Here is a 12655-nt window from a genome sequence, read left to right on the forward strand (position 1 = left end):
AGTAGCTTAATTTTGCTCCAACCAACTCGATAAATCCTCTGGTGCAGTAAAATCCAACAAGGCTCCTGCGCTGGGTATGAGCCATTGCACGAATTGACGGGGAGATTGCTCGGCCAGGTACTTGCAGAGGTTATCGACAGGCATGGTGATACTTTAGCAAAGTTCAGCGCGATCGCAAGGATGAATTATAGCAGTAAAGAGCTAGTCGTAGCGATCGCCAGTTTTTTGCGGTGTCGCAAGAAGAGTATTTAACCCAAATCCCATCTCACATCCGAAGAAGAACCACTTGCAATCTACATTGCTACAATGTTTTTTAAGTATGTGGCGTGAGTAAACAGTTATGTTGTGGCAACCAATAGAAGATTTACCACTAGATTGGCAAAATTTAGCAAGTTCTGAATTGCCACCTCTTGTAACTGTTTGGGATGAGCAAGCAGATCGTCTGCGTCAATCTGGAGAATTTCGGGCTTTCAATGAGAAGCTACGTAGAGAAATAGCAATTGAAACTGGGATAATTGAGCGTCTATATACAATAGATCGTGGTATTACTCGCTTACTAATTGAGCAGGGGATTAATGAAGCACTAATTCCTCATGGAACTACGGATCGTCCGGTTAAGCAAGTGGTTTCCCTTATTAAAGATCAAGAAGCTGCAATTGAAGGATTGTTTGATTTTGTAGGTGGACAGAGGACACTATCAACTTCTTATATTAAGCAGTTGCATCAACTGCTAACTCAGAGCCAAGACAGCACAGAAGCCTTAGATCCAATTACAGAGAGGATATTTCGTGTTTCTTTAATCAAAGGCGACTGGAAACATCAACCCAATAATCCTTTGCGACCAGATGGTTCTGTTCATGAATACTGCCCTCCAGAGCAGGTCACATCCGAGATGGATACACTAATTGCGTTACATCACCAACATCGCGATCGGAAAGTTCCTCCTGAAATTGAAGCTGCATGGTTACATCATCGCTTTACACAAATTCACCCATTTCAAGATGGGAATGGTCGTGTTGCTCGTTGTTTAGCAAGTCTAGTATTTATTCAGGCTAGTTGGTTCCCTTTGATTCTTACTCGTGACGATCGAGCAGTCTATATAGCGGCTTTGGAAGAAGCAGATCGAGGTAATCTATCTAGTCTGATTAATCTCTTCGCCAAGAGTCAAAAGCAAGCTTTCTTAAAGAGCCTTGGATTATCGGAGCAAGTCTTATCAGAGGCGCGGCGCACTCAAGTGGTCATTTCCTCCATAGCTGAAAAATTAAAGCGAAATCAATCAGCATCTATTCAGGAAAGATGTAATAAAGCAGAAAACTTTGCTTCCAGTTTGTTTGATATAGCTCTTGTTCGTCTACAAGAGGTTGCTGATGAAATTAAGCTATCTGTCCAGAATTTTGTAGATGATGCCCAAGTTTTTACAGTTTTTGCTGCTGCTGGTGGTACTCACTCATATTACCATCGCTACCAAGTTGTGGAAACAGCTAAGCAGTTGGGGTACTTTGCCAATCTTCGTAACTACCATTCGTGGATTCAATTAGTTATTGATGTAGAGACATCAACTACGCTTCTTTTTTCGTTTCATGTTCTAGGACATGAATATCGAGGATTACTTGTATGCACTGCGTGTGCTTACCATAGAGATGACTCTGAAGAAGGTGAGCGTAATATTAGTGATATTCAGTCTTTGACAGATTCTCCATTCCAGTTTTCCTACGCGGATGAAGAAGAGAATTTAGTGGAACGTTTCAAACAATGGTTAGAAGATGTAATTGTGACTGGTTTAGAGTATTGGAATAAGAGCATTTAAGTGTAGTAGAAAGCTATTATAGCTATAGCCAACAGGCTTAGGACGGGGTGCAGGGGTTCCACCCCTGCGGGGGGGCGCAGCCCCCACACCCCCTGTCCTAACAGATCTGTCTATGGCTATACATGGGAAACAAGGCAGCACAATTGGGGCGGCGAGTTGTGGCGCGCAATTCAGGATGGAGTTTTTAAGACAGTTAATTCCATCTGAGAGTCAGTCGATGTGGATTGAACCGCAGCGGTTTTAAGTGGAACAAGCTGTACTGCGCAGGCTTTGAGTTCGGGTTGTTTGGAATCAGGGCAGGCTTCCGCATGAGTCAGTACGTTAGCTTCAGCATCATCTGCCCACAGCGCACCCCAATGCATGGGCACAAATACAGTGCCTGGTGCGATGTTTTTGGTCACAACCGCAGGTAAACGTAACTTGCCCCTACGCGATCGCACTTCCACCCATTCTCCATCTGCAATGCCAACTGTTTTAGCATCGCGGGGATGTACCTCAATAAAAGGGGCTGGATGCATTTTTTGGATTTTGGCAATCCGACCTGTCCGCGTTTGAGTGTGCCAGTGTCCGTACAAACGCCCTACAGTAAGCACAAAAGGGTAATTGGGGTCGGGAGGTTCGGCCAATCCCCGCGAATGATACGCCGCAAATCTAGCGCGGCCATCGGGCGTATTAAAGTGGAGATCGGTATATAGTCGAGAGGTTTCATCTGGGCTGTGGATGTTTTTGTCAGAACACGGCCACTGGAGGGGGCCTTCTTGACTTAAACGCTCGTAGGTAATTCCAGTTTGATCGCAAGGGCGATCGCGAGTGAATTCGGTAAATTCAGCAAAAACCTGGGCTGCGTCGGTAAATTTAAACCGATCCGCAAATCCCAAACGGCGACCGACCTCAGCAAAAACTTCCCAATCGGGACGAGCTTCGCCGGGAGGTTGCCGAAACTGAGGGCATAACGTGACCCTCCGTTCGGAATTGGTCATCATCCCTGTTTTTTCACTCCATTGTGCCGCTGGTAACAAGACATGGGCGAATTCTGCTGTCTCAGTAGGATAGTAAGCGTCCTGGTAAACTGTAAATGGAGATCGCAATAAAGCTGCTTTTGTCCGTTCCAAATCAGGCATGCTCACAACCGGATTGGTAGCTGAAATCCAAACGAAACCTACATCTCCAGTTTCCAATCCTAAAATCATATCCCAAACGGTAAGTCCGGGTTTAGCTGAAATTCTGCCAGGAGGAAGTCCCCATAGTTCTTCCACCTCAGCACGATGTACGGGATTTTTGACCAGTCGATAACCGGGCAAAATGTGGGAGAGACCGCCAGCTTCCCGACCGCCCATAGCATTAGGTTGTCCTGTTAGCGAAAATGGCCCAGCCCCAGGTTTACCAATTTGGGCGGTCATCAGGTGCAAGTTAATCAGGGTACGTACCTTAGCTGTACCTTCGGAGGACTGATTAATTCCCATCGACCAGAGCGAAAGCACCCTTTGCGATTTTGCCCAATACTGCGCTGCCTTCTCTAGATCGCTAACGGAAATACCGCATGTCTGCGCCACAATTTCCGGATCGTAGTGCGAGATGACTTGGGCGTAATCGTTAAACCCTTGAGTACATTCATCCATAAAGAGGGTCTCAATATGTCCATCTCGCATCAGAATATGGGCAATACCATTCAGGAGATCGATATCTGTACCTGGTTTGATGGCTAAGTGCAGGTCGGCAACTTGAGCTGTTTCAGTGCAACGCGGATCGACTACAATGAGCTTAACGTTGTGATTTTTCTTGTGGTTCTTGCGGAAGCGATTGAAAATAATGGGATGACACTCAGCGGTATTGGTGCCAATTAAAAACGCACAGTCAGTGAGGTCTAAGTCTTCGTAGCAGCAGGGCGGGCCATCTGTGCCAAAGCTTTGAGTATAACCCGCCACAGCAGACGACATGCAAAGTCTGGAGTTGGCATCAAAGTTGTTAGTACCCAAACAGCCTTTTAAAAGCTTTTGCGCGACATAGTAATCTTGGGTTTGAAATTGTCCCGACCCGTACATGCAAATGGCATCTGCTCCTTGTGTAAATCGCACGGTTTGAATGCGTGCCACAATACAATTGAGAGCTTCATCCCAACTGACTTGTCGAAATGGTTCATCTAGGGAATCTCTCATCATGGGATGTAGAAGGCGGCTCTTGTGCAGAGATTCAGCAATGGTTGCCCCTTTTACGCAAACCATCCCTTCACTAGAGGGGTGAGCGCGATCGCCCCTTACCCGCCAGACTGGCGTTCCTTCTTCATCTCGGCTTACTCCCTTACCAGATTCAGCAGGTGGAGATACTTCCAGTCCACACCCAACACCACAATAAGGACACAATGTCTTGAAAGAATCACCCATCTAAATATTTTCTCAAGCAATTCAAAAGTTCATGAATTAGGTAGCGACTTATACTATAAAACGCCATTCTCGACTAACTGGGTATTCGCTGCGAACTGAGAGAACTTGGCATGAGCTATGGCTTGAACTGGAGCGGTGGGATCGAACGTGCTACCGTCAGCTAATGTAATCGGAGCCATAGAAGCAGGGGCAATGGGAATTTCCAAGTCCTCAGCAGCCTGTCGATAGACACTGGGTTGCACGACTCTATTGAGTAGCTCTTGATAGCTTTCAGGGAAAGGAGCTATTCCCCAACGAGCCATTTGAGCAAGTATCCAGGTCTGCTCGTCCATGCGAGGCATGTTATCTAATAAGAATTGATTGAAATTCGTGAGATACAAAGATTTACCTCTACCAGTACGTAATGGCCCTGCAAATCCTGGGCGCACAAATAGGGGGTGAAGGTTAAGATATTGAGGCTGGGAAATCACACCCAAAGCCTCATCGCGATTATCCCCAGACTGGCAGAACTGGCAAGCTTCCAATAAAGCCTTGACTAAGGCTAAGTGCGTGTTGGGGTACTGCTCTGCCCAATCCTCTCTCACTCCCAGTACTTTTTCCGGATGGTTCGGCCAAATGTCAAGATCTGTAGCAACTATAAATCCAGCATTTTCTTCCTGAACAGCACGGGAGTTCCACGGCTCTCCTACGCAATAACCCGCAATATTACCAGCGATCAAATTTGATACCATCTGCGGTGGTGGGATGACGATAATCTCTACATCCCGGTTAGGATCGATTCCTCCACTCGCTAACCAATGACGCAACATCAGATTGTGCATTGAAGCTGGGTGCACCATCCCAAATGTTAGTGGTTTTTTGTCTTTATTTCGATCTATGAATTGCTTCAGAGTAGCTAGATCGCGAACTCCTGCTTCGTAAAGGAACTTGCTGAGAGTAATCGCATTACCGTTACGGCTGAGCGTGAGGGAGGCAATGGTTGGTAATGGTGGCTGATTGCCAAGCCCCATGGTCAAAGCCAATGGCATACCCGTTACCATTTGAGCTGCATCCAATCGACCTTCTCTAATACCTTCAGCAATACTATTCCAGCTACTTTCCCTGGTCAGCGCTACTTCAAGACCGTGTTTGGCGAATATGCCCTTTTCCAGCGCGATCGCAAACGGGGCGCAGTCGGTGAGTGGAATAAAACCAATCGCCAGATTGGTCTTTTCGATATTGCCGCGCGAAATTGCTGCCACCTGCTGCCGCTTGGTACGCTCGGCTTTGACTTTCTTTTGCCGATCTAAAAATTCCACCACTTCGCTTCTGATGCGATAGTAGCTGGGATGGTTAACCACATCCATGCGCTGGCGCGGGCGAGGCATATCCACTTCGAGAATCTTGCCGACATTGGCAGATGGCCCATTAGTCATGAGGACAATGCGATCGCTCAGTAACAACGCTTCATCGACATCGTGGGTAATCATCACCGCCGAGATGCGATACTGGTTGCAAATTTCCATCAGCTTCTCTTGCAGGCGACCGCGCGTGAGGGCATCGAGCGCGCCAAACGGTTCGTCGAGCAGCAGCAGCCTGGGACGAAGCGCTAAAGCCCTGGCGATCCCTACCCGTTGTTTCATCCCACCCGAAATCTCGCGAGGATATTTGTCGGCGGCATGACTCAGACCCACAATTTGGATATGCTCTTCGACAATGCGGGCACGTTCGGGTTTGCGCAGGTGTTTGAAGACGCGATTAACGCCGAGGGCAATATTCTGGCGTACCGTTAGCCAGGGCAAAAGGGAATGGTTCTGAAATACCACCATCCGATCCGGGCCGGGATCGTGTACTTCTTTCCCATCCAGTACGATACCACCCGCAGAGGCGCGATCCAAACCCGCCAGAATATTCAAAATCGTAGATTTACCGCAGCCGGAGTGCCCGACGATACAAACAAACTCACCCTCTTCAACTTTGAGGTACACATCTTTAATGGCGATGTAATCTCCTTGTTTGGTGGGAAATACGCGATCGATGTGATCGATCTCCAGAAATGTGGGCTTAGTAGGAAGAGCGCAAGAGGGATTCATAGGATTCTTTATCTATATGAATGATTCTGAAAAAAGCTGACCGCTGAAAGCTATAGCAGCTTTCACTTGAGAACGGGTTTTATTTTTGGGGTGAAGGGGTGGAACCCCGACCTGGGGGCAACGCCCCCAAACCCCCTACTCTTTCCGATCTGAAAACCGCTATACCTAATCAGCTTCGTCGTCAAGGGCAAAACGATGATAGAGGAAGTCAAGAATATAGTTTCTGAGGGTATAGAAGCGAGGATCGTCCATGATGGCTTTGCGATCGCGCGGACGCGCAAAGGGCACCTCTAATACCTCTCCCAATGTTGCGGCAGGGCCATTGGTCATCATCACGATGCGATCGGCGAGAAAGAGCGCTTCGTCAATTTCATGGGTAATCATCAGTGCCGTCACGCGATGTTCTTGCCAAATTTTGAGTAACTCTTCTTGCAGTTCTTCGCGGGTGATGGGGTCGAGCGCGCCAAATGGTTCGTCTAAAATCAGAACTTCCGGTCGGATGGAAAGGGCGCGAGCGATCGAGACTCTTTGCTTCATCCCACCCGACAGTTGTTTGGGCTTCTTATTCATTGCCTCCGTCAATCCGACCATTTCCAAGTTCTGCTTGGCAATCTGCATTTTTTCCTGCCTGGACTTGCGGGGGTAAACCTTTTTCACGGCAAGGTAAACGTTTTCCAGCGCAGTTAACCAGGGTAGCAAAGAGTAGTTTTGAAAAACGACCATGCGATCGGGGCCTGGCCTGGTGATGGGCTTGGATTTTAAGCAGATTTCACCTGTCGTTGGTTTATTAAATCCAGCGACCATGTTGAGTAAAGTAGTTTTACCGCAGCCAGAGTGACCGATCACGCAGATAAATTCACCCTCATAAATTGTGAGATTGATATCTTGCAAGACCGGGTAAGGACCTTTGGGTGTCGGGTAAATTTTGGAAACACCATCAATAGCGAGGAAAGGATCTCGGTTCTTTCTCTGAGTGCGATTGGCCAGATTGAGAGTTTGCATAGTGTAAAAATAAAAATGCCTATAGATGCCAAAAATCTAGAATTTGAATAGATGGGATTGGTTGGGCGATCGCTGTTGTAAAGTGAAGCCTGCCCGCCCTATCTATGGAGTCTCTTAGCTATCTGATTGAACTGCAAACTTGCTGACATAAAAAATCAGTTTATCAAGTAGGAAGCCAACAATACCAATGTATCCCAGGGCTAGAATCAGTTCGCTAAACTTGCCACTGTTATAACTATCCCAGATAAAGAAGCCAATTCCTACACCACCCGTTAACATTTCTGCCGCTACAATTGCCAACCAGGAAAGACCCACAGCAATCCGCAACCCTGTGAATATATAGGGCGCAGCGGAAGGTACCAAAATCGTGAAGAAATACTCGATCTTTGATAAACGCAATACCTTGGAAACGTTGCGGTAGTCCTGCGGTACTTGCTGCACGCCGATCGCCGTGTTCATCAAAATCGGCCAGACAGACGTAATAAAGATGACGAAAATGGCAGCGGCCTCGCTAACCTCTACTCCGATGGCTTTAAGCTGTTCGGTCAGAGCTTGAAACCCTGCTAGAGCGATCGGCAACCATGCCAGCGGCGGGATCGTGCGGAGTACCTGGAAAATCGGGTCGAAAGCACGATACAGCAATTTGCTAGTGCCAATGACAATTCCCAAGCCGACTCCAGCTACAACCGCAGCGGAGTACCCAAACCCCACGCGCCTGAGACTGTTTAAAACCAGCCATCCCATGCCTTTATCAATCTCTAGTCCCTCCACCTTGTTAACTTTACTGTCAAAAAAGGGATAAATAATTAATAGGTATGTATCGGCAATTACTTTTGATGGTGGAGGTAGGGGTGGTTTGGGGCCAGAACAGAGAGCCTGCCAAATAAACAAAAGAACCGCAAATGCGATCGCTGGCGGAATAATAAACCCTGCTTTATCTTGAAGCCATTCCTTAACTTCTTTTGTAAGCAGAGTTTTTTTGGAAGTCAGGCTTCCTGTTGCCATATGATGTCTCTCCTGTTGTGGATGTTTAATTAGTGGTAGTAACCAGTCAATGAGGGAAGTCAGGATTTCCGCCAGGTTATACTCTAGTGGAAATCCTGCTGCGAAATCTAAGCCTTTTTGATCTTGAGTCCCTTTAGATATTCATCGGGTTTCTCAGGATCGAACTTCACGCCATCAAAGAAAGTCTCAACACCACGGGAGGTACTCTTGGGAATGTCTGCTTCCAGCTTCAGTGCCTTAGCAGCAGCTTGCCATATGTCTTCGCGGTTGACAGCATCCACCAGTTTCTTGGCATCGGTATTCGCAGGGAAATATCCCCAACGCATATCCTCGACCACAAACCACAGATCGTGGCTCTTAAATGGATAGGAGGCATTATCCCTCCAGAACTTCATGGAAATGTCTGGAATTTCTGCGGTTCTACCATCGCCGTAATCCACTTTGCCTTGCAGGCGACCGAGGATTTCGGCGGGCGGCACCTTCAGCCACTTGTCCGCTCCGACGATCTTGCACATTTCTTCTTTGTTCTCTGGCTTATCACACCAAACCTGGGCTTCCATCACAGCCATGAGTAAAGCTTGCGCAGCTTTGGGATTTTTATCCACCCAGTCTGCTCGCAACGCAAGCGATTTTTCGGGGTGATCTTTCCACAGTTCGCCAGTTACCAGCGCCGTATAGCCAGATTGCTGTGCGACTAAGCGCGCGTTCCAAGGCTCGCCCACACAGAAAGCCTGCATGTTACCAGCTTTCATGTTCGCCACCATCTGAGGCGGTGGTACTACTATTGTAGAAACATCTACATCGGGGTTAATACCATTCGCAGCTAGCCAGTAGCGCATCCAGAGGTCGTGCGTACCGCCTGGGAAAGTGACGGCACACTTTACATCCTTCCCACCGGCTTTGACCTTAGCAAATACTTCCTTAAGTTTGTCATTCTTGAGGCCGATCTTCGCCTCTTTGAAGTCGTTTGCGACTGAAATCCCTTGCCCATTGATATTGAGGCGAGCCAGGATATACATAGGCACCTTTTTCCCATTGGTGACCTTACCCTCAGAGATCAGATAAGGCATGGGGGTGAGGATGTGCGCGCCATCAATGCCGCCGCCCTCAGAACCAAGCACGATATTATCGCGAGTAGTGCCCCAGGATGCTTGCTTGACAACTTGCACGTCCTTCATGCCGTACTTCTCAAAGAAACCTTTTTCTTTCGCAATAATCAGCGGAGAGGCATCAGTAAGAGCAATAAACCCTAGCTTTGCGGTTGTGACTTCAGGAGTAATAGCAGTACTCGTTGTTGTTGTCGTCGAGGAGGTAGCGGTAGTATCTGACTTGGGGGAGGGGGAAGTCGCCGAACTAGTAGATTCAGTCGCAGATGGCCCTGCACATCCGTGAATCGCAACCGTACTTAATGCCGTCACACCAGCCGTAGCAATAAATTTCCGTCTTGAGAGCTTGCTCATTCTTTATTTAGTCCTTCTAATTTCGATGTTCTTCATCTGGGTTTGGAGATTCTATAATTCCTAGCTTAAGAACTATAGGGATAATACTTTCGTGGCGAGTCTAGGGGGCTGAAAGTATTGGTGTTAGGTAATACCAGCTAACTGGAGGTTCGCATTCGATCGCTCATCTGCCCCTTGCTTTGGCGAGGCACCAAAGTTATCTATGAGAAGCTTACCAACTACTTCTCTGAGATCTTCACACGGCACCTTCTCCATCACGCACTCACCGAGATGGGCACCTTTCCCGACCTTACCACCCATGTAGATGTCAACTCCATCTACAACTTTACCATCTTTCTTGGTCTTGCATCCAGAAAAGCCAATGTCAGCAACCTGAGGCTGGCCGCAGGAATTGGGGCAACCGCTCCAATGAATTCGCACTGACTTGGGTACGTTTAAATCTGCTTCTAGCTGCTCGATTAACTCCAAGGCGCGATTCTTGGTTTCGATAATTGCCACGGGGCAAAACTGATTGCCCGTGCAGGATACCAGCGATCGCCGCAGATTGGTAGGTGCAACTGAGAATTTTTGCAGGAGCGGCTCGCTCAAGAAAGCATCCAGTTTGGCATCGGGGATGTAGGGGATAATCAGATTTTGTTCGACCGTGAGGCGAATTTCGCTCTTGCCATATTCATCGGCTAAGCGGGCAAACTCGTACATGTCAGGCGCGTAGATGCGACCAACGGGTACTTGCAGGCCGACGTAGTTAAATCCCACCTGCTGTTGCTTGTGAACGCCGATATGATCTCGCTTTTCCCAAACAATTTCATCCTTGGGAGCAGCAGGGGAAAGAGAATGCCCTAATTGTTTTTCCACTTCGGTGCGAAATCTCTCTAAACCCCATTCATCGATCAAATACATGAGCCGACTTTGCTGGCGGTTTTGTCTGGAGCCGTTATCCCGAAACACGATCAGAATGGCTTGACAAAGATCGACCACTTCTTCCGGTGTAACCCAGACATTCATCGGCACTGCTTCGGCAACGCGCTTGGAGGAGAAAAATCCACCCACCAGGACATTGAAGCCAAAGTTACGCTCGCCCGTTTCCAGCGATTCCATAAACGCAGGAATGAAGGCGATATCGTTGATTTCGGCATGGGTGGAGTTATCTTTGCATCCCGCGATCGCGATATTGAACTTACGAGGCAGATTCGTAAATTCTGGATTCCCTTCACCGTTGTTAGTAATCGCGGCTTGCACCTGTCGAGCTAGTTCTCTGGTGTCGTACAGTTCGTCCGCGTCGATGCCTGCTACGGGAGAACCAGTAATATTGCGCACGTTGTCCATACCGGACTGTACGCTGGTGAGACCGACGATGCGGAACCTCTCAAAAATATCAACTATGTCTTCAATGCGAATGCCGCGCATCTGAATATTCTGGCGCGTCGTAATATCGGCGACACCGTCCTCACCGCAGCGCTCTACCACACTAGCTAGCGTCCGCATTTGCGCGCTCGTCAAAACACCGTTGGGTATGCGCATCCGCAGCATGAACTTGCCAGGCGTAGTTTTGCGAAAGAACACACCTACCCACTTCAGGCGATGCTCTAGATCGTCTTTGTCGATCGCCTCCCAACCAATCTTGGCAAAGTGCTCTAGTTCCGCTTTCACGGCTAGACCATCTTTGGTCGCCTTCATATCTTCAAACTTGTTTGCCATTTAGGGTATATATATTTCCTAGACAAAAAACTCAATGAGCGCGATACAGTGCTTGCATCTCCAAGCCCAGATTCAGGTCTTGCTAAGTACTGAACCTGGTTTGAAAAACTTTTCACATATGCCAAGTTACCGATCGTCGGCATGGGAATTAGTATTTATTGTTACAAAACATTACGCAATATGTAAAAAGATCGTAAAAATAATGCAGTTATTGCAATTAATTTGATAGGGCAATTTTGACTGACTCCCAAAACCAATAGCTTCGGGGATTTGCGAGCGATCGCCCTTTTACGCAACCCCTAAAAATTACTCGATATTAGGAGCTAGCCTACCTGTAAACTTTTGTGTCATTTATCTTGGGATCGTTAACTAGCAATTCAGGTATCGCATGGAAATTGACTATATAGCCCTCTTTGTTTCAGATGTGGCGCGATCGGTTGCATTTTATCGAGATATTTTGGGGTTTGAGTTTAAAAAGCTGCCCAAAGATAGCGGCTGCGAAGGGCGCAGTGGCTGCTTAAAAATTGGCATCTACGATCGCACCTGGTTAAACGAATTATTTGGCGATCGCACCCAACAACCAGTTGGTGGCACCCCCTTCCTCCTCTCCATGACCGTAAGCGATCTAGATGCGGTCTACCAAGACCTGATGGCAAAGCACGTCAAAATAATCAAACCACCAACCCAAATGCCCTGGGGACAAAGGATCGTATTTTTGACAGACCCCGATAATAACCTCCTCGAAATCGTCCAAAAATCTTCAACCCCTACGATGGTGACGAACGGATAGGCGGTGACGAACGGGTAGACGGTGACGAACGGGTAGGCGGTGACGAACGGGTAGGCGGTGACGAACGGGTAAGGGTTTAGCATTTGTCCGACAGCCTTAGCATCAAATGCAAAAATGCATGACAAATGCTAAACCCCTGCGTCAACGCCCAACGCCTAACCCCTAACCCCACCCCCCCATACACCTCCAATAAAAAACAAAGGCACTGCGGGTGGAAGCAGAACCTTTGCACGAGGAATCTTTGCCTATGAGCTGTATTAGGTAATTGGCATAACAACTAGTTAATAATTGCTAACCCTACCCAGAGGAAGCTTAATGGCTTAACTTAGCTTTTGACACGACTATATTGCAATGCTTGGCCGCAAACGTAAACTTGAGAAGTTGCAATTTCATCAGCATAAAAGTGCAAGTTTTACAGTGATTTTTAGCATCCATCCCGT

Annotated in this window: 9 protein-coding genes; 2 read left to right on the forward strand and 7 right to left on the reverse strand. The window is 47.7% G+C overall.

The genetic code is table 11. The annotated features are described in order from the left end of the window. Positions 1–6 precede the first annotated feature (6 nt). Entirely contained in the window at positions 7–144 is a 138-nt protein-coding gene (locus PSE6802_RS32965; protein ID WP_019498134.1) for a hypothetical protein, read from the reverse strand. A 196-nt stretch (positions 145–340) separates the two neighbouring features. On the opposite strand from PSE6802_RS32965, the gene PSE6802_RS0100605 reads away from it, so the two are divergent. After that, positions 341–1807, forward strand: a complete 1467-nt coding sequence (locus tag PSE6802_RS0100605) for a Fic family protein (RefSeq protein WP_019498135.1) — start codon at positions 341–343, stop codon at positions 1805–1807. Between the two features lie 170 nt (positions 1808–1977). Here the strand turns inward: PSE6802_RS0100605 and PSE6802_RS0100610 are convergent, their stop codons facing one another. The 6 genes from PSE6802_RS0100610 to PSE6802_RS0100635 all read right to left on the reverse strand — a co-directional run bounded on the left by PSE6802_RS0100610 (position 1978) and on the right by PSE6802_RS0100635 (position 11425). Continuing rightward, complete coding sequence (locus PSE6802_RS0100610; protein ID WP_026102963.1) at positions 1978–4188, reverse strand: molybdopterin oxidoreductase family protein; 2211 nt, start codon at positions 4186–4188, stop codon at positions 1978–1980. 53 nt (positions 4189–4241) lie between these two features. Next, positions 4242–6260 carry an ABC transporter ATP-binding/substrate-binding protein gene (locus PSE6802_RS0100615; protein ID WP_019498137.1) on the reverse strand — a complete coding sequence of 673 codons (2019 nt, stop codon included), beginning with the start codon at positions 6258–6260 and terminating at the stop codon, positions 4242–4244. Between the two features lie 165 nt (positions 6261–6425). Further along, positions 6426–7262 (reverse strand): ABC transporter ATP-binding protein, encoded by an 837-nt coding sequence (locus PSE6802_RS0100620; RefSeq protein WP_019498138.1) that lies wholly within the window; start codon positions 7260–7262, stop codon positions 6426–6428. Between the two features lie 114 nt (positions 7263–7376). Beyond that, entirely contained in the window at positions 7377–8267 is an 891-nt protein-coding gene (ntrB, locus tag PSE6802_RS0100625; RefSeq protein WP_019498139.1) for a nitrate ABC transporter permease, read from the reverse strand. Between the two features lie 107 nt (positions 8268–8374). Next, positions 8375–9727, reverse strand: coding sequence for a CmpA/NrtA family ABC transporter substrate-binding protein (locus PSE6802_RS0100630; protein WP_026102964.1), 1353 nt, complete (start codon positions 9725–9727; stop codon positions 8375–8377). A 123-nt stretch (positions 9728–9850) separates the two neighbouring features. Next, positions 9851–11425: a ferredoxin--nitrite reductase gene (locus PSE6802_RS0100635; protein WP_019498141.1), complete on the reverse strand. Its 1575-nt coding sequence runs from the start codon at positions 11423–11425 to the stop codon at positions 9851–9853. Positions 11426–11813: 388 nt separating this feature from the next. On the opposite strand from PSE6802_RS0100635, the gene PSE6802_RS0100640 reads away from it, so the two are divergent. Further along, positions 11814–12215, forward strand: a complete 402-nt coding sequence (locus tag PSE6802_RS0100640; protein WP_019498142.1) for a VOC family protein — start codon at positions 11814–11816, stop codon at positions 12213–12215. The last annotated feature ends 440 nt before the right edge of the window (positions 12216–12655 follow it).

It is taken from the genome of Pseudanabaena sp. PCC 6802, assembly GCF_000332175.1.
Taxonomy (GTDB): domain Bacteria; phylum Cyanobacteriota; class Cyanobacteriia; order Pseudanabaenales; family Pseudanabaenaceae; genus PCC-6802.